The sequence below is a fragment of the Mariniflexile litorale genome, from assembly GCF_031128465.2.
Classification (GTDB): domain Bacteria; phylum Bacteroidota; class Bacteroidia; order Flavobacteriales; family Flavobacteriaceae; genus Mariniflexile; species Mariniflexile litorale.
This window is the reverse complement of sequence record NZ_CP155618.1, coordinates 4,286,987-4,307,249: the sequence shown is the minus strand read 5'-3', so window position 1 is coordinate 4,307,249 and position 20,263 is coordinate 4,286,987. Positions and strand designations below refer to the sequence as shown.

The window sequence follows — 20,263 nt, the reverse complement described above, 5'->3', positions numbered from 1 at the left end:
GTAAAATAGAAAACACCTTTGAAGGTTAAAAGTTCAAAAATAGACTAGAACTTTCATTTAGTAAAGTACACAAACCTGTTCAGGCAGGAATTAGTGGAAGTCAAATTGAAGGTGCTGACTCTATTGTAGTGTCAGGAGGTTATGAAGATGACGAAGATTATGGAGATATTATAATTTATACAGGACATGGTGGGCGTGACCAATCATCAGGCAAACAAGTTACAAACCAAGAATTGGTTAGAGGTAATTTGACTCTTGCTGAAAGTTGTAAAAATGGACTTCCTGTCCGTGTTATTCGAGGTATGTATAAAAAATCCGAATATGCTCCAAAGGATGGTTACAGTTATGATGGTCTTTTTAGAGTTGAAGATTATTGGAAAGAAATTGGAAGAAGTGGATTTGTTGTTTAGAGATTTAGACTTAGAAAAATTGACCATAATTTAAAAAAATCAGTCAAATGTTCTACAAGAAGAACAAGACGAATACAAATCAACAAAAAGAATTGAAACAAGAGTTCAGAGGATAGTACGGGATACGGAACTATCTAGATCAATTAAAACTCTTTATAATTATAAATGTCAAGTTTGTAATATACAAATAGAAACTTCATCTGGATTTTATGCTGAAGCTGCTCATATAAAACCGTTAGGAGTTCCTCATAACGGACCTGACTCTAAAAATAATCTTTTGTGTCTTTGTCCAAATCATCATGTAATGTTTGATTATGGAGGCTTTTCAATATTAGATGACTATACATTAATTGGGTTGGAAGGAGAATTATCAATCCACAAGGAATATCTAATAAATAAAGAATTTACAAAATATCATCTTGATCATTTTTATGATGAAAGAAACAGAGGAAAATAAATTAAGTAGATGATGTCAGTTCCACAAATAAACTTAATATAATTGAAACGCATCATAAATAAAAAAACCTCTAAATTAATATTTAGAGGTTTTTTTATTATTCTACCTCGTCGGGTTATAAGAATTTATAATCTGTTTGAGTTGCAGTTTTAAATCTTCGCCGGTGTCGTAAATCATTTGTTCTTCGGTAGGGAAGGGCACACGTCGGTTATTTAAAAACGGTAACAATGTGGTTTCTAAAGCGCGTCTATCTCCTTGTGAACTTGCAAAAACATGTTGAAATACAAATTCACTACTTATAGGAAACGCATCAACTAATTGCTTGTTTTTTAAGTTAATATACTCCACATTACCCGTTACCTGTGCCGATTTAAATTGGGTGCTTTCGTAATATTCGCAACGTACAGTTACCATTCTGTCCACCTGAACAGCGTTACCAAGGCTGTCTTTTACTTTTTTACCACGACTGTCTAGTAAATTTTTTTTACCATCGGCCACTTGTTTTTCTTTAATAATTTGACGTTCCTTAATTTGTTCCGGCGATAAATTAATATCTCTTAAATTAACACGCATGTTGTAATCGTAATGAACTTCTTTAACACGGGTGTTGTGGTAAACGGTCCATAAATTGTTAAGTCCGTAGGTGCTAAAGTTCAATAAATCGTCTTCCAGTCGTTTTGGGATGGTTTTTCGGGTATCGTTAATCATATCAACCAACACAAAATCAATACCTTTAGTATGTGCTACTTCCAAAAGGTTGCGCACATCTTTGTAATTCGGGTTAATGTCTTCAATATCTTGAAACATAGCGAATGCTTGTCTAGCATCCAATTTGTTTTTAGATTTTAAAAGAGCTGTGGCATTATTGTAAATTTGTAAAGACGCATCATTTTTAAACTTAATGATGTCGCTGGAATAATCGGTTAAATTAAATTTCACCGTTTTTCCATTAATAGAAAGGGGTAAAATGGGTTTAATAAGTTCTTGACGATTATTTAAACCCACATACATATCGTAAATACGCAAATAATTTTCTGGGTTATTGTCCTTTTTAAGGAAGTTAATATCGGTTAAGTCACGTTCGTTAGCTTTGTTGTAGGCTTCTTGAAGCATGGCGATAAAATCGGCTTTTCCTTTTTTATCCTTATTGGTGCGTAATTTACCAATGGCATCATGAATGGCCTGGTCGTAGTTTCCAGCACTCAATGATTTTTCAATTTGTTTACTAGTACTGCAAGATGATAGGATGCATGCTAATAGTAATGTAGATAGTAATGTTTTAATCATGGTTTTTACGTTTGGTTTATTTGGGTACTATTTCAATAGTAATGCCAAAAATAAATAAAATAGGGAATTAATACTTTAAATATTGATAAATTACGTTTTTACTATGTATTGCTATTAAATATTTGACATTAAATAAAGCAAATATAGCATCCGCTTGTAAGTTGTTTGTATTATCAAAAACACGAAATCTAAAGATTATGTTAAAAAATTCGACAAAACGCTTGTTTTTCACGTTTAATTGCATATATTTGTCTTTTAAATCCATAAATCGCAAATATGAAAACAAAAATTATCCTATTTAGTGTTGTTTTATTTTTAATGACAGGCGTTAGTTTTGCTCAAAAAAGCAATGATGCTAAAAGTATTATTAGTGAAAAAGTAGCTATAAAAAAGTATCATAATAAGGAAGAATTAGAGCGTATGCAAAAAGGTGAGTTGATAGCACTTTATATGGAACGTATTGAAGTTTTAATAAAAACATTACCATATATAGCGTTTGCTACAAAGCCAGGTGTTACCATGACTAGTTTAGGAATTCCTAATGACAATGATAATAGAAAAATATTAGATAATCAGTTTGAGGCTACAAATGAATACTTTGAGGCTACCACTGAATTTCATAAAAAGATTTTGCCTTATTCAGATACTAGTAAATTAATATCAGCAATTGTATTCTATGAAGATATTATGAAATCGATTCATTCATATAGTAATTATAATTAAATGAATGCAAAGACAACTACTATCTAGATAATAAACCAACTAATAAATTAATTACAATTTAAAAAATAATCAATCTTTTATAGATTGATTATTTTTTTCTAGGAATCCCAAAATTTCAATTTTAATAGTCTCACAATAAAAATCATTATAAGTTCATACTTTTGTCAGAAAATATGTATTATATCTTATAAAAGTGTATTTCATCGATTTTTTTTGTGCATAAATCGACTTAATTTGATGTATTTTGCCGAAATATTTGGTATTTCATAGGTTTTTTTTATAGATTTGAGAATTAATTCGTTGAAAAATCTTATTTGGTTTTTAAAACACAAAAAATATAACTATGAAAAACTTAACTCAAATAACATTCATACTTCTCTTTGTATTAGGGAATGTTTATGCACAACAGGAAAAAGGAATTATAGGTGCTAACAATTGGTTGTATAACTGGACTGAATTTAAACCAAATCAGAAACAGACAGAAGAGCCTACACAAATATTAACTGGTAATATTGATAAAGATACCAGACTCCTTAAGAGAGAAACATATATGTTGTTGGGAAATGTTTTTGTAACAAATAACGCGACGCTTACTATAGAGGCTGGAACCGTTATTATTGGTGATTTTGCTTCAAAAGCATCTTTAACCATTACTAAAGGGGCGAAAATCATGGCCGAGGGTTTAGAAACAGACCCTATTATTTTTACATCAAATAGAGGTGTTAAAAGATCAGGTGATTGGGGTGGATTAATTATAATAGGAGATGCTTCTACAAATAAATTTGGAAATGGGTCGGTAGCTTCTTATTATAGTGACTTGGCGCCATCTTCTTATGGTTACACTAATTATGGTGGTGAAAATGCGGAAAGTAACTCGGGTGTTTTAAAATTTGTTAGAATTGAATTTTCTGGTAAAAGAATTAAAAACGATGATTATTACAGTGGCTTACTGTTAGCTAGTGTTGGGAATAAAACTACCATAGAAAACGTTATGGTAAGCTATTCAGGAGGTAATTCTTTTGAAGTTTTGGGCGGCGATGTTTGTTTAAATAAATTAGTGTCCTACAGAGCCAACAACAGCGATTTTAAATTTAATTATGGAGCACAATGTAAAATAGATAATTCTTTAGCTATTAGATCTCCATATGTATCTAGTAGTTCTGGTGCCAGATGTTTACATCTTGCTTCCTATAATAAAAAGGAAGAAGTAGACTTTAGTAAAAAAGGAACAAAGGTAGCTGCGAAAAATTTAACATTTTTAAACGATAGCGAAAACTTACAATCTGATATAGATAAAGGCTTGGTTAAAGAAGCCGTTTATATAGGTCAAAATACTAGTTTAGATTTAAATAAAAGTGTTATTTCTGGCTTTAACCCAGCGGTATTTTTACAAAACACTATCATTATTAATCAAGAAAACTTAGATAAAATTAAATTTGCCAATATGTATTTCAATAATTGCAAAGGAAATATTTTTGTTGAAAACGATTCCAATAATGAAGATTTAGAAAATTGGTATGGTAATAGTGCCTTTTTCAATGTATATTCTAGAAGTAATAATGCGGAAACATTTATTGATTTCTCGAATGAAAAAAGACCAGATTTTAGATTGCGAATTAATAAAATAATTGCATCTAAAGATGGCGTTTATGCTAAAGAAAATTAGGAAATAAATTGATAAGTTAAACACAAAACAATTTACTTTAATAAAGTTTATAAAACTTCTAGTTATTTTTAATTTGTATACGTTCTGTTGTGATTGAAGAATTTAAAAATAATCTTCACTAATCAACATTTGTTTATAATAATAGAAATTTCTAGAAGTTTTATTTATAAAAGAAAAAAGAAAACTATATTGCATGCATGAAGAACTTTACTTTTTTTAACATTCTTGTTTTTTCTGTGCTTTTTTTAGCCGAAACTGTGCATGCACAAATAGTAATTCAAAAACCAAGCTTAGGTTTTTCTCAGGCTTGCGCAAGCACTTCTTTTAATACTTATAATACAAGTTTTTCTTTTTCTCCAGATACTGGATTAAGTGGAAGTAATCAGTTTATAGTAGAGCTTTCGGATAATACTGGTGACTTTACAAATGCGACTGTTGTACACACATCGGCACCAGGAGCTGTTACCACCTCTCCAGTAACGTTAGGCTTTTCTTTACCAGAAACAACAGCGGGTGAAGCTTACAAACTTAGAATAAAAAGTACTGCTCCAGTGGCGACCAGCACTGCGTCAAATGCTTTTGCAGCTTATTACAAAATACAGAATACACCGTTTAGTATCAATAATTTAATTTCAACAGGTGCTTATTGCGCAGGTGGAAGTTACTTATTAACTATAGATAATCCCGGGACAGGGGAAAACGATTCACCATTACAATACCCATCTTTAACTTTTAATTGGTATAAAGAAATAAATACCGGTTCTACAACTTCGGTATTTGTAGCATCGGGTGCAACTTTAGCTGTAAATACTCCTGGTACTTATTTTGTTAAAACCAATTATGGTACGTGTTCATCAGACTCTTATTCAAATCGGGTAACTGTTAGTGAATCTAATTCAAGTGCAACCTCATCAATTAATTCCAGTTTAGGAAATCCATATTGTGCAAGTCAAGGAGCCACCACATTAAGCACCATTAATGGAAATAGTTATAAATGGTTTAAAAATGGTAGCGAAATAGAAGGAGCTACCAACCAAACCTATGTAACTAATGAGTTTGGTACTTATTCTGTGACAGTTAATTTAGGGAGCTGTACAACAAGTGCAAGTATTGATCTTGATACCAATGGATTTACTAGTGATATAGATGTGCCAGAAGTTAATATGATACAAGATGGAGAAACTTTAACTGCTACGGTAACAACTGATGCTGCTAATCCTGTATTTGAGTGGTATCTTAATGAAACAGTTATTTCAAGTGCAACTAGTAATAGTTTTGAAGCCTCTCAAATGGGTAATTATAAAGTAATTGTTACACAAACAGATGGATGTGTATCATCAACCGAACATAATTTTTCAATAACCGAACCATTTCCTGACGTAGAAAACATCCCAAATTTAATAAGTCCGAATGGTGATGGCATTAATGATACATGGGTAATTCCTCAAGAATATGTAACAGGTTCAAATACTGAGGTAGTGATACTAAGTTCTCAGGGAAAAGTGATGCTTCAAACAAATGATTATCAAAATAATTGGCCTGAAAATCAATTAGACTTTAAAGCTATAAATCCTGTTTATTATTATATTATTACAACGGCGAATAATAAAATTAAAAAAGGCTCGATAACGGTTGTAAAATAACATGCAGAAACATCTCCTCCATATAATAATTTTTTTGTGTTTAACGCAGATGCTCCATTCTCAAGAGGATGGGGTTGTTGCTTTTACACTCCCTGTAAGAAATTCTTTAAAATTTAATAGATATGCTATCAATCCTACTTTTAGTTTTGTAAGAGAACAGAATAAGTATCTTAGTTTTTCAAATAAAAGAGAATGGGTTCAGTTTGAAAATGCACCACAAACATATCTGTTTAGTTATTCTGGCAGATTTGCCGAAAATGTAGGGGTTGGTATTGGCTTATTTCAACAAAATTATGGAGTGTTAACCACCTTTGGAGGGGTATTAAATTATGCCTATAATGTTATTTTAGATAGAGATAGTAATCTAACTTTTGGTTTAAATTTAGGTATTTATAAGAGTGGCATTAATGAAGGAAATGTTATTACAAATTTCTCAGACCCATCGTTGGAAAATATACCTTCTAGTATGATTAGTACCATCAATCCGGGTATAAATTATGGTACTTCTTTTTTCGATTTAGGACTTTCTTTAAACAATCTCGTTGCTTATAATTTTAAAACTTCTCAATTAATTGAAGAAAACCCAGAACAAAGTATACAAGCACATGCTATGTATACAGGTTATGTTGACAGTCGAGGTTTTTTTGATAAAAGTAAATTTTCTGGTTTAATCCGATCGGAATTTAAAAAAGACCAAACCGTTCTTTCAGGAATCATGATGTTAACAACAGCAAAAGGTATTTGGGGGCAAACGGGCTATAATACGTTATATGGATTATCAGTAGGAATCGGTCTTCATGTTACAAGTCAAATAGCACTAGAGTATAATTATGAAAAAGAAATGGGTGATATGTCAACTTTTGGTAATTCCCATGAAGTGACTTTAGCCTACAAATTCTACAAAAGAGAACGATACAATTATAGTGATGATGACGATGAAGGTGCTTTAATTTCACCAGTTAAAAAATCAAGAAGTGTTGCAGCTAAACGGAATGCTTCAACAGGAATAAAGGTAGATAGAAAAGCCATTGCTGAAGAAAAAGCACAGGCGAGAGCAGAAGCGTTAGCAAAATTAGAAGCAAAAAAAGAAGCCCGATTAAAATCTATCGAAGAAGCTAAAGCTGAGTTAGATCAAGAAGCACAAGCTAGAGCAGATGAAGCAGCTAGAGTTAAATTAGCGCAAGAAGAAAAAGCAAAAGCAGATGAAGCAGCTAGAATTAAATTAGCACAAGAAGAAAAAGCAAAAGCAGATGAAGCAGCTAGAATTAAATTAGCGCAAGAAGAAAAAGCAAAAGCAGATGAAGCAGCTAGAATTAAATTAGCGCAAGAAGCAAAAGCAAAAGCAGATGAAGCCGCTAGAGTTAAATTAGCACAAGAAGAAAAAGCAAAAGCAGATAAAGCAGCTAGAATTAAATTAGCACAAGAAGCAAAAGCGAAAGCAGATGAAGCAGCTAGAGTTAAATTGGCGCAAGAAGAAAAAGCAAAAGCAGATGAAGCAGCTAGAATAAAATTAGCGCAAGAAGAGCAAGCAAAAGCAGATGAAGCAGCTAGAATCAAATTAGCGCAAGAAGAGAAAGCAAAAGCAGATGAAGCCGCTAGAGTTAAATTAGCGCAAGAAGAGAAAGCAAAAGCAGATGAAGCAGCTAGAATTAAATTAGCACAAGAAGAGAAAGCAAAAGCAGATGAAGCAGCCAGAATTAAATTAGCGCAAGAAGAAAAAGCGAAGGCAGATGAAGCGGCTAGAGCTAAATTAGCACAAGAAGAAAAAGCAAAAGCAGATGAAGCAGCTAGAATTAAATTAGCACAAGAAGCAAAAGCGAAAGCAGATGAAGCAGCTAGAGTTAAATTGGCGCAAGAAGAAAAAGCAAAAGCAGATGAAGCAGCTAGAGTTAAATTAGCGCAAGAAGAAAAAGCAAAAGCAGATGAAGCAGCTAGAATTAAATTAGCACAAGAAGAGAAAGCAAAAGCAGATGAAGCGGCTAGAATTAAATTGGCGCAAGAAGAGAAAGCAAAAGCAGATGAAGCAGCTAGAATTAAATTAGCACAAGAAGAGAAAGCAAAAGCAGATGAAGCAGCTAGAATTAAATTAGCACAAGAAGAGAAAGCAAAAGCAGATGAAGCAGCTAGAATTAAATTGGCGCAAGAAGAAAAAGCAAAAGCAGATGAAGCAGCTAGAGCTAAATTAGCACAAGAAGCACTAGCTAAAGTTCCTATGGATGCGACTACTAAGTCTATGCTAAACTTAACAAAATTAGCGACCGACTCTAAAATAGAGCAGGATGAGTTAATTGCTAAGTTAAACGAAACTGTTGCTAGTAGACAAAAAGACCTTCGAGATTTAAAACAAGAAAACGATTTGAGTGAACAAGGTATATATTCAGAACCTAAACCATTTAAAAGTGTATCTGGTGAAAATGCTGCTTTAGAATCTTTAAAAAATCAAATTGAAAATGTTATAAAAAATCAAGATGTAAAAATAAAAGAATTAGAGAATCTATATAATGACAGGCTTAAAAAAGTGCCTAATACACAGGATCCAACCAACAAGATTTATCTAAATGAAATTTCAACATTAAAAGAAGCTCAAGAGAAAGCTAAAAGGTCTAAAGAAACTTTAGTCTCAGAATTAGAAAGTATCAAAATAGCTACTGAGTTTGAGCGTAAACGACGTATAAAACGTGCTGCTTACGACAATGAAGAAGATAGATATAATAAAGATAGAGCGGCACTGAGTCAAATAAAACGATTTACAGAAGTAAGTTCAGTACCACTTAAAGAATCAGATTTTGATTTTGGTGAAGAACAGAGTGATAATATTCAAATTGTTAAGGATGTTAGAAATGTAGAAAATGGTTATTATCTTGTAATTGCAGTACATAATGATGTTGCTAAAAGAGATGAGTTTTTAACTAAGGCAGTTGCAGCAGGGCAAAGTAATATAAACTTCTTCTATGATGTAGCTACCAACAAATATTACATTTATTATGAAAAATTTGATTACATAGAAAGCGCTAGAAACGCTATGCAGTCAAAAGGTAGTACTCCTTACAATGGTAAAATGTCGATGATTAAGATAGAAAACTAATCATTTTTTATAACTTCGGTATTCTAGTTTAGTGTAAAAGAAATGTTATTTTAAATAATAGCATTTCTTTTACAACTTCTACAAGTAAAATAATTTTTATGGTAAAAAAACTACAAAAAACTATAAAAACATCGACAAAGTAAGTCTAAAAGTGTTATTTCATCGATAAAATACTTTATTTATGATTTCTATTCCATATTATTTCAAATAATTTACGATATTTACACCGTTTAATAACAGTTATTTACGACAAAATATTTTTTTTGTACGAATAAGGCTGTTTTTGTGATGCTGTTAAGTTATTATTAGTATTTCTTTTTGTGCCCTCAAGAAGAGGAATAATAAAAAATAATCGACTATGAGAAAATCTACTTTTACAAACCTACTTATTGTTTTATTTGCTTTACTCTATTTTAATAGTTTGCTAGGACAAAACCTAGTTCCATTTAATCCTAGATACGATGAAGCTATTAAAGGTGATATACTTTTAATAGGAAACAGTAATATTGGAGTTCATGCAACAAATCCTTATTCTGGAAACAGTAATAATGAGAGTTCAGCCAATAGAGATGATATGGTTTATGTTGACATTGATAATGACAACACGACCTTTAACTCTAGTAATGCCAATTTAGATGTACCAAACGATGTGAATTGTTATAAAATCGTATATGCCGGTTTGTATTGGAGTTCCGTAGTAAAGGGAAATACATCAATGGCAAATATTAAATTTAAAACCCCAGAGAGTGCTGGTTATATAGATATTACTGGAACTGAAATATATTATCAAAACTCTTCAAATGACAGGAATTCTAATACATATGCTTATTATAGAGATGTAACTGACATATTAAGTACCTTAACCAATCCTGAAGGAACTTATACGGTAGCTAATATATCATCCATGACATCTTCAATGATGACTAGTGGTCGTAACACAGAAGGTTTGTCGGCTGGATGGTCGCTTTTCGTAATTTATGAAGACCCTCTTTTACCAAGTAAATATATAACGTCTTTTGATGGATTTACAAAAATTGATAATCAAGCTCCTAACACACAACAGAGCTTTACAATAAATGGTTTTCGAACTATACCAACTGGACCTGTACGCGCAAAATATGCTTTTAGTGCATTAGAAGGAGACAGGGGATGGACTCAAGATTATTTAGAAATTAATGGGACAAAAATTAGTGCTACAAATGCAAATGGAACAACCATACGTCCTTATAATAACTTTTTTAATAGTACTGTATCAGTAATAGATCCTATTACTAATTCGCCCATGCTATTTACAGATAGAAATCCAGCTAGTTCAAATACCTTAGGTTTTGATGCTGGTATTATAAATATTCCTAATGCGAATAATAGCTTAATAGCAAATGGTGATACTTCTGCTGTTATCAGATTAGGTACCAATACCGATATTTATTATTTTTATTTTAGTGCATTTGCTATTGAAATTATAGCTCCTAATATTGTATTAACCAAAATTGTTGAAGATATACAAGGAAATGATATTGGTGGGCAAGTAGTAGACCTTGGCGACGAGTTATATTATACCATTGGTTTTCAGAATACAGGAAATGATAACGCAACCGACTTAACCATTCGGGATATTCTTCCAACCAACGTTGTATTTAATTACCCAGCAGATATTGGGTTATTACCACCTGGGGTTTCTGTTCAAAATTATAACCCAATTACCAGAGAACTTGTTTTTAGAATAGATCCTTCTGTGGTTGAAGAAAATGATCCTGCTTTAGAGATTCGATTTAAAGTAACGGTGGTAGCAACATGTAGTTTATTAAGCAATGCCTGTTCAAATAATATAGATAATCAAGCATATGCAACATATAAAGGTACTATAAATCCAGATTTCACCATCTCAGATGACCCTAGTTTTAGCAGTAATACAGGCTGTTTATTAACGCCAGGAGCTACCAATTTTTTAGCCGATTTAAACGGTTGTAATTTTGAAGAAGAAGTAATACTTTGTGGTGCTAGTACCGTATTGACGGCGGGGAGTGGTTACGATGAATATTCATGGTCTACAAGCCCAACGGGAACACCAGTTATAGGAACTACTCAATCAATTACAGTGACTAACCCTGGCACATACTATGTACATAATACGGCAATAGCACCTTGTCAGTCTATCGACCAAGTATTTAATGTAATTACTTTTGGTGCCAATGTTACAAATCCGGTTATTCCTTTTGCAGATGAAGTAGTTGAATGTCCTAATGATGGAAAAAAATTGCCTAATATTTATCTTTGTGGAGCTAATGATTCACGATTTATTCAGACGAACATTACTGATACCTCATCAATTATCTGGGAAAAATTAGATGAATCTAGTTGTGATGCAGTTACAGAAAAAGATTGTGCGAATGAAGCTATAGGATGTACTTGGAATCAAGTGGCAACAGGACCGAATTTTACGGCTGATACAGCAGGCCAATATCGATTGACTTTAAATTATACCGGTGGTTGTTTTAATCAGTTTTATTTCAATATATACGAAAATTTATTAGTTCCAACAGTTACATCTAGAGATATTTACTGTACGACGCCTGGTCAAATTACCATAGGTGATGTTCCTAGTGGTTATGAGTTTAGTATTGATGGAACAAATTATCAGACAAGCAATGTATTTTCAATTACAGCAGCAAATGTATATTCTGTATATATAAGACAAATAGGGGTAACACCTAACCCATGTATATTTACAGTACCCGATGTTCAAATAAGACAAAGAAATTTTACCGTCTCAACAATTGTTACCCAACCCTATTGTAATGGAGAAAAAGGTAGCGTTGTATTAGCAGCTAATAATGTACGTCCGCAGTATTTCTATTCTATTTACCAAGGTGCCACATTAATAAATAGTGTAGGACCTATAAATAATAGTGATTATACATTTGCAAATCTAAATCCAGGTACATATACAGCAACAGTTTCTACTGAAGATGGTTGTACAGAAACCGTAAATATTGAAATTATAAATCCACCATTATTAACGGCTACATCGGCCCTTACAAAACCTTTAACGTGTACCGATGGTGAAATTACAGTATATCCAGTAGGAGGGACACCACCTTATTATTATTTTGTAAATAGTACAACAGAGTTTCAAGGAACACCAATAATAGAGGTAACAACAACAGGAATTTATAACATTACAGTTGTAGATGCTAATAATTGTTCAGCAGAAACTTCCATAACAGTAGATGCGACTCCAGCCCCAGATTTCAATGTTACTAAAACAGATATTTTGTGTGCGGATGCTGGTAATGTAGGTACCATTAATGTTAATGTAGTAAATGCGAATGGTAACAGTTTGATGTATAGTATTGATAATGGCGTTACATTTTTTAATTCTCCTGTTTTTAGTGAATTAGCATCAGGAAATTATGATGTAGTTATTCAATATACTATAGGAACTGATGTGTGTGTATCTACACCGCAACCCATAACTATTACAACGGTTGCGGCTATTAATGGAATAGCAACATTAACCACGCCATATACTTGTACAACGAATGGAGTTATAACTGTTTCTGGAGTTTCGGGAGGTACAGCTCCTTATACTTATAGTATAGATGGAGTAAATTACCAAACTGGATTGACATTTTCCGGTTTAGTAAATGGAACTTATACTGTAACAATAAAAGATGCCAATGATTGTACATTTGCAACAGTACCAGTAACCATAAATCCACTAAACCCTCCAACAGATTTAAGTTTCAGCAATACTCCTTTAAGTTGTCCGTCTATCATTTCTGATGTAACAGTAACAGCTACAGGTGGTGTTGGTACTTTAGAATATCAAATTATTGCACCTGCAGGTGCGGTAACAGCATATCAAACTTCTAATATATTTACAGGTTTAGAGCCTAATACCTATACATTTAGAGTAAGAGATGCTAACGCTTGTATCTATACAGAATCTTATACTATAGAACCATTAATTCCTATAAATTTAAATACTGTTTTAACCAAAGATTTAGATTGTACAGCTTCTCCAGATGCTATCATTACAGGTACATTTTCAGGAGGTGTAGCACCATTTACTTATGCTGTATCTATAAATGGCACAGCATATAGCTCATTGGGAGTAACAGGATCCCCATTTAGCTACCCAACGTCAAATGATGGGACTTATCAATTTCAAGTAACAGACGCCAATGGATGTACTGCAGAATCTAGTATACAAACAGTTAATGCTATTTCGTTACCAAATATCCTTTCTGTAGTACAAACTCAACCAATTTTATGTAGTGGTGATAATTCTGCAGCTATTCAAATAACAATAGACAATACTGTAGGTACTCCAGCCTTTATTCTTAATATTTATAACGATAGCACATTAACTGATTATGGCACGCAAACTTCTGGTTTAACTGCAGGAACATATATTATTACTTTAACCGATTCAAAATCTTGTATAGATACTGAATCTATTGTAATTGCAGAACCAACACCAATTAATGTACTTCATCACGCAGTTGATATTAGTTGTGATGCTGTTTTAGGAGTTTCGAAAGGATCGGTTATTGTTGATGGTGTTACTGGTGGTACAGCTCCTTACAATTATTTCGTTACTGGAACCAATGGATATTCAGCTTCGGAACTTAACTCATCAGGTACTACTTCTGTAACTTTTGATGTGGTAGATTTTGGATTGTATGAAATAAATGTAGTTGATGCTAATGGCTGTTCTTTTTTAATTCAAGATGTTTTAGTGGCATCTCCACCAGACAATTTAAATATTGTAATAGACACAACTGTAGATTGTACTTCGGGAGGAGGAGAAGCAGAAGTTAGTGTAGGTACAGCATTAGCTAGTGCTGGACCTTTCTTTTTCAGTATTTATCAAGGCCCCACTTCGGTATATCCAACAGGAACTTGGCTTCCAGAAGATGCCTTAAATAGTAAAAAAGCAACATTTACAGGACTCATACCTGGTGTTACATATACCTTTATCGTTTATGATGATGCTACAAAGTGTAGTTATTACCAACCCGCTACAGCTTCAATTCCTACAAATACCACATTAACAGCTACGGCTTTAACGTCTAATAATATAACTTGTGTTGGAAGTAATGATGGAAATGTATCATTTACAATCAATAATACTTATGCTGGACCTGTTACTGTAAGTTATGAAATATGGGATGCATTATCTACTACTCCAACAGGAATTAGTAGTACAGGTAATGTTATAAATGGAGGCGGAACATTACCTGTAGTTAATTTTCCAGGTTCACCTCCTGGCTTATCTTTTGGAACTTATTTTGTTTTAATTACAGAAACTGTAGGGCCAAATGCTGGATGTAGTGTGGCAACAGTTCCTTTTAACATTACGGAATCTGCCATCGATTTAAGTATCAGTGCTACAGTTGATAAAAATGCAAATTGTAACACAAACTCTGGGGTTATTAGTGCAATTGCAAGAGATGGTACCGCACCTTATTTATACCAAATAACGACCACAGCTGCTGTACCACCACCAAACAATCCTTTGTGGGCTTCGGCAACCACTTTTAATAGAGATGCTGGTAATTATTATGTACATGTGAAAGATGCTTATGGTTGTATCAAATCAACTGCGGTTGTTGTTTTACCGCCAGATCCTTCACCCGTAATTTCAGCAACCTTGAATAATCAATGTACAGCCACAGAAGGTAATTTTACGATAGATGTTGCATTAACTACAGCAGGTATAGCACCTTATTCTTACAGTATTGATGGTGGTGCTTTTCAAACTAGAACAGTTCCGTTTACGATATCCAATTTAGCTTCAGGAAGCCATAGAGTAGAAGTAAAAGATGCGAATGGTTGTGGTAATTTAGTAACTGTGGAGATAGTAGCTCCGTTAAGTTTAATACCTACTGTTACAACCTTACCAACATGTCATGATGATGATGGCGTGTTAACCATAACAGGTTCTGGAGGTACAGGTTCTTATACATATAATATAAGTCCTAATCCATTAACAGCAAGTATTAGTGGTAATATTATTTCAGGATTGCCTTCTGGAACTTACACAGTTACTATAACAGATGATACTACCTTATGTACAAAAGATATTTCGGTATTTTTACCATCAACAACACTTCCAACAATAACTATTGGGTCGCCAACGGCGGTTACTTGCTTTGCTGATACTAATGGTACTTTCGAAATCAATGTAAATGGTTATTCGGGGCCATATAACTTTGAAGTTTTTAATAGTTCTGGAACTTCTATAAATGGAGTAGTGTCAGCTAATACATCTACCAATCCATTATTGGTAACAGGAATTCCAGCAGGGAATTACACGGTTGTAGTTACAGAAACAGACAGTCCGTTTTGTTCGGCCTCTTCAAATGTGGTTACCATTAACACGCCTTTAAGTCCATTGTTTATAACAGCATCGGAAACTTCTAATGTTACATGTGATGATGATAAAGGCACCATTACAGCAATAGCAACTGGTGGTTATGGTACTTATGAATATGAGTTAACAGGTTCGGCTACCATAGCTTATTCAGCTAGCGGTACTTTCAGAAATTTATCAGCTGGAAACTACACTATAAATGTAAAAGATGCAGGAGGCTGTATAGTTTCTGAAGCTGTAACACTTACCATTCCAACACCAATAGACGCAACAGTGACTGCAAATACAACTTTATTATCTTGTTTTGGAGAATCGAATGCGACTATAACGGCTAACCTCGTTAGTGGTGGTGAGGGTAGTAATTATAGCTATACATTAAATATGACATCACCAACAGTTACATCGTCTGGTCCTCAAGCATCCCCATCATTTAGTGGATTAGGTGTGGGAACTTACAATGTTACTATTACCGATGGTTATAATTGCCAATATATATCACCAAATATTGTGATAAGTCAACCCACTCAAGTACAGGCTACTTTAGTAAAAGAAACGTCTCAAACGTGTTTAACAGGTACTACGTTAAGATTAAGTGCTACAGGTGGTACAGGCGTGTATGAATATAGTGACTCTGCAAATTTTGCTACAATTTTAGGATCATTTACTTTATCTACACCTGCACTAATAACTGTTGCTCCTGGAACACATAGTTATTATGTGCGAGATACCAATAGTTGTGTTGCTGATGTGTCTAATCAAATCAAGATTGATCCATTACCTACATTGGTAATTAATTTAGACAAGACTAACCCAACGATTAATTGTGCAGGTGATAGTACAGGTGTAATTATTGCCAAAGCAGAAGGAGGTTTAGGAAATTACATTTACACGTTGCAAGATGGTGCGGGGATCAACATACCTGGTGCCACTCAAAACAGCCCAGGGGTTTTTACTGAACTTCCTGCTGGAACTTATCAAGTACGCGTAGATAGTGGTGATTGTTTAAGCATAGAGGGGCCAATTACAATTACACAACCTACCACACCATTAACAGCAAGCTTTGATCCGACTGATATTACATGTCCTGGGACTAATAATGGTCGTTTAGAAATTACAGCATCCGGAGGTACAGGTATTATAAAATATGCGATTTCTCCACGATTGGATCAATTTTTTGAAACATCTACGTTTATAAACTTAACCCCAGGAAATTATCAAGCCATCGCGCAAGATGAATTAGGATGTTTTGTTATTAATGATTTTGTTATAAATGAACCTCTACTAGTAGAGCTAATTATTGTTCCTGGATCCTTAGTGCCAGAAGTTTGCGCAGGAGATATGAATGGTGCATTTAGTATTGACATTTCTGGAGGAAATATGCCTTATAGTGTGAGTTTAGATGATGCAAATGGTGTTTATACAACAGGAGCACCAGCTCAAACTCAGTTTGATTTTAATGGATTAATTGGAGGTGATCATATTGTATATGTACGTGATGCACTTGGTTGTGAAACGGAATGGAATATCACCTTCCCACAATCAGTAACTATTAACCCTGAAGTCGCGGTTGAATTTGGTTGTACTAATAACGTATCAACTAATTTAGTAACAGTTACAGTAGATGCAAGTAATACCAATCCTGCCGATTTAGATTATTCATTAAATGGAAATGCTTTTCAAGCTAGTAATGAGTTTGTAAATGTACCAGCTGGTTTAGGGCATTATATAGATGTAAGACATACCAATAGCTGTATTCAAAGAACTGTAAGTTTTGATATAGAACCTTACGAACCATTAGCCCTGATATTAGAAAATGGTGGATTGAATGAAATTGTTGCTGTAACCACAGGTGGTTCTGGTAATTATGAATATAGCTTAAATGGTGAATCATACGGTAGTACTAATACGTTTATTATTTACAAATCAGGTGATTATACGGTGACGGTGACCGATAGTTATGGTTGTTTTGTATCTGCTACCAAATATTATGAATTTATCGACTTGTGTATTCCTAATTACTTTACACCAAATAACGATGGTGTTTTGGATACTTGGGGGCCTGGATGTGCATCACAATACAAAGAGATTAAAGTTAGTATTTTTGATAGATATGGACGTAAAGTTGCTATTTTAACCATAGGACAAAAATGGGATGGAAAATATAACGGTATAGAACTACCTACGGGAGATTATTGGTATGTTGTAAAACTAAATGATAAAAAGTATGATCGTGAATTTGTTGGACACTTTACATTATATAGATAAATGGTTATTAGTGGTTTTAATCACTAAATGATAAAAATAATACAATGCGTAAATCAATCATATATCTTTTTTTTGTAATAATAGCAAATAGTTATGGTCAAGAACTTAATTTACCCGTTTTTACACAATATTTGGCTGATAACAATTTTGTGGTATCACCCACCTATGCGGGTATTGGCGATAATTTAAAGATTAGAGTAAACGGACTAACACAATGGGTTGGTATAAAAGACGCCCCCGATAATCAATCGTTTTATGCCGATTTTAGAATTGCCGATCGCTCGGGTATAGGATTGTCATTATATAATGATAAAAATGGAAATACCATTCAAACAGGTCTTAAGGTTTCATTTGCTCACCATCTAACGTTAGATTATTATTCAAAGCAGTATTTGTCGTTGGGAATTTCATATAACAGAAATAATTTTAGAATTGATGTTAATAAGTTCCAAGGTTACAATGAAAATACAGGAGTGCCCATCCCTTCGGATATAACAGATGATAGGCGTACTTCAAACAACAATTTTGATGTAGGTGCTTTGTATAGAAATAAAGGCTTCTTTGTAAGTTTTAATGCGAATAACATTCTTGAAAAAAGTCTGGATGAAGATATTAGAGTTTCTGAACCTAATTTACTTTTAAACTATCAAATATATTCAGGGTATACATTTAAGGGTCCAAAAAAGAGCGGATTAGAATTTGAACCGTCACTTTATTATCAAATGTTTAGTAGTGATAAACGTTCTAGTACCGATGTGAATTTTAAGTTTAGAAAGTTTAATAAGTATGAAGATTATTACTGGGCAGGTATCTCATATCGTTTTTTAAACGATCAGTTTTTTAAACCTTTAAACGTAGGCCCTATGGCTGGTTTTAAGAAGGATGTTTTTTATTTTGGTTATGCTTATCAAGTTACAATGAATGATTTGTCTGGGTTTAATTCTGGTACGCATGTCATTACTATTGGATTAGATTTTCTACAAGGGATTAGTAATTGTCCATGTACTCAGAGTCCTGTGCATTATTAATTAAAAATTATAAACAAAAAACAAAAACGTTACCTTATTTTTGCAACTTGAAAGAAAGAACTCGTTGAGTCTTTGAGAAGGTAAAATTAGAGATAGGTAACAACAATGGAATTAAGGAACAAACAACGTATAGCATTAAGTGTCTATTTTTTTTTGTCGGGCATTTGTTTTGCATCTTGGGCATCACGTATTCCTACCATTAAAGATTTTTTTAATTTAAATGAAGCTGAACTTGGCACCATTCTTTTAGCAATGCCTATAAGTTCTTTAATAGGACTTCCTATATCAGGTTGGTTAGTTTCTAAATTTGACAGTCGTGTACCACTTATCGTATCGTTTATTTTTTTCTCTATTGCCTTAACCTGTATTGGTTTTGCTACCACACCTTTTTTATTGGTGTTATCTGTTTGTTTGTTTTCTTTTTGTATGCGGATTTTAAATATTTCTGTAAATACACAATCTATAACTCTACAAAAAAAGTTTGAAAAACGTGTTGTAGGTGCTTTTCATGGACTTTGGAGTACGGGCGGATTAATAGGTGTTGCCTTTTCTACACTTATGGTAAAAATGGATGTGTCTATTCAAATGCATCTATTAAGTATTTCAATAGTCGTATTAATAATAGCATTAATAACCTATCAATTTACTATTAAAGGGGATATATCTACTACTGGAAATAAACTAATAATAGGGAAGCCTGATCCGTTTATTTTGTATTTAGGGGTGCTTATATTTTTAGGAGCCTTATGTGAAGGAGGTATGTTCGATTGGAGCGGGGTTTACTTTAAAGATATTGTAAAAGAAGAAGTATTTACTTATGGTTACCTCATGTTTATGACCACTATGGCACTTTCTAGATTTTTTTGCGATAGGCTAGTAGTGAAATTTGGTTTACAAAAAATGTATATTTTAAGTGCGGTGTTAATAGCATCGGGGATTGCTATTGCTGTTATATTTCCGTTTTTTTGGTCGGCTTTATTAGGTTTCTGTTTTGTAGGGTTTGGTACGGCGGCTATTTTTCCTGTAACCTTGTCATTGGCAGGAACTTCAAAAAAATATTCACCAGGCATGGCAATTTCCATAGTTACTACTTACGGCATCATTGGTATGCTTATTGGGCCACCGTTAATAGGTTATTTGGCGCAGGCATTTAATTTAAAAAACGCCTTTATTGTTTTTATCATTATCGGGTTAATGTTTATTCCTGTGTCCCGTGCTTTTTTTAAATTTCAATCAAAAAATCAATAATAAGCTTTTAAAGGTGCTATTTTGTTTATAATTATTAATAAATCTAAACCATTAAAAACTTTACAATAC

Annotated in this window: 9 protein-coding genes and 1 pseudogene; 9 read left to right on the top strand and 1 reads right to left on the bottom strand. The window is 33.2% G+C overall.

Annotation, left to right across the window (positions count from 1 at the left end; all coding sequences use genetic code 11):
- Positions 1 to 44 precede the first annotated feature (44 nt).
- Positions 45 to 410 (top strand): annotated as a pseudogene (locus QLS71_RS18220) (YDG/SRA domain-containing protein); the annotation flags it as partial.
- A gap of 91 nt (positions 411 to 501) precedes the next feature.
- Positions 502 to 867 (top strand): HNH endonuclease, encoded by a 366-nt coding sequence (locus QLS71_RS19240; protein WP_369077084.1) that lies wholly within the window; start codon positions 502 to 504, stop codon positions 865 to 867.
- 102 nt (positions 868 to 969) lie between these two features.
- Here the strand turns inward: QLS71_RS19240 and QLS71_RS18215 are convergent, their stop codons facing one another.
- Positions 970 to 2,154, bottom strand: coding sequence for a hypothetical protein (locus QLS71_RS18215; protein WP_308992299.1), 1,185 nt, complete (start codon positions 2,152 to 2,154; stop codon positions 970 to 972).
- A gap of 276 nt (positions 2,155 to 2,430) precedes the next feature.
- Here QLS71_RS18215 and QLS71_RS18210 point away from each other — a divergent pair, with 276 nt between their 5' ends.
- The 7 genes from QLS71_RS18210 (at position 2,431) to QLS71_RS18180 (ending at position 20,194) form a co-directional block, all read left to right on the top strand.
- The gene (locus QLS71_RS18210; RefSeq protein WP_308992300.1) at positions 2,431 to 2,877 is read left to right on the top strand and encodes a hypothetical protein; all 447 of its coding nucleotides are present in this window, start codon (positions 2,431 to 2,433) and stop codon (positions 2,875 to 2,877) included.
- Between the two features lie 343 nt (positions 2,878 to 3,220).
- On the top strand, positions 3,221 to 4,543 hold the full coding sequence (locus QLS71_RS18205; RefSeq protein WP_308992301.1) for a hypothetical protein: 1,323 nt from the start codon (positions 3,221 to 3,223) through the stop codon (positions 4,541 to 4,543).
- Between the two features lie 197 nt (positions 4,544 to 4,740).
- Positions 4,741 to 6,186, top strand: coding sequence for a gliding motility-associated C-terminal domain-containing protein (locus QLS71_RS18200; protein WP_308992302.1), 1,446 nt, complete (start codon positions 4,741 to 4,743; stop codon positions 6,184 to 6,186).
- Position 6,187: 1 nt separating this feature from the next.
- A complete protein-coding gene (locus tag QLS71_RS18195; protein ID WP_348636575.1) occupies positions 6,188 to 9,271 on the top strand; it encodes a PorP/SprF family type IX secretion system membrane protein in 3,084 nt (1,027 codons plus the stop codon).
- Between the two features lie 358 nt (positions 9,272 to 9,629).
- Entirely contained in the window at positions 9,630 to 17,918 is an 8,289-nt protein-coding gene (locus QLS71_RS18190; RefSeq protein ID WP_308993625.1) for a T9SS type B sorting domain-containing protein, read from the top strand.
- 44 nt (positions 17,919 to 17,962) lie between these two features.
- Positions 17,963 to 18,946, top strand: coding sequence for a type IX secretion system membrane protein PorP/SprF (locus tag QLS71_RS18185; protein ID WP_308993624.1), 984 nt, complete (start codon positions 17,963 to 17,965; stop codon positions 18,944 to 18,946).
- A gap of 105 nt (positions 18,947 to 19,051) precedes the next feature.
- Positions 19,052 to 20,194 carry an MFS transporter gene (locus tag QLS71_RS18180; RefSeq protein ID WP_308993623.1) on the top strand — a complete coding sequence of 381 codons (1,143 nt, stop codon included), beginning with the start codon at positions 19,052 to 19,054 and terminating at the stop codon, positions 20,192 to 20,194.
- The last annotated feature ends 69 nt before the right edge of the window (positions 20,195 to 20,263 follow it).

Bases quoted from the DNA above. Each gene is read 5' to 3' on its own strand.
- QLS71_RS18200 (WP_308992302.1), top strand. From the start codon at position 4,741: ATGAAGAACTTTACTTTTTTTAACATTCTTGTTTTTTCTGTGCTTTTT.
- QLS71_RS18215 (WP_308992299.1), bottom strand. From the start codon at position 2,154: ATGATTAAAACATTACTATCTACATTACTATTAGCATGCATCCTATCA.
- QLS71_RS18195 (WP_348636575.1), top strand. From the start codon at position 6,188: ATGCAGAAACATCTCCTCCATATAATAATTTTTTTGTGTTTAACGCAG.
- QLS71_RS18185 (WP_308993624.1), top strand. From the start codon at position 17,963: ATGCGTAAATCAATCATATATCTTTTTTTTGTAATAATAGCAAATAGT.
- QLS71_RS18210 (WP_308992300.1), top strand. From the start codon at position 2,431: ATGAAAACAAAAATTATCCTATTTAGTGTTGTTTTATTTTTAATGACA.
- QLS71_RS18180 (WP_308993623.1), top strand. From the start codon at position 19,052: ATGGAATTAAGGAACAAACAACGTATAGCATTAAGTGTCTATTTTTTT.
- QLS71_RS18190 (WP_308993625.1), top strand. From the start codon at position 9,630: ATGAGAAAATCTACTTTTACAAACCTACTTATTGTTTTATTTGCTTTA.
- QLS71_RS18205 (WP_308992301.1), top strand. From the start codon at position 3,221: ATGAAAAACTTAACTCAAATAACATTCATACTTCTCTTTGTATTAGGG.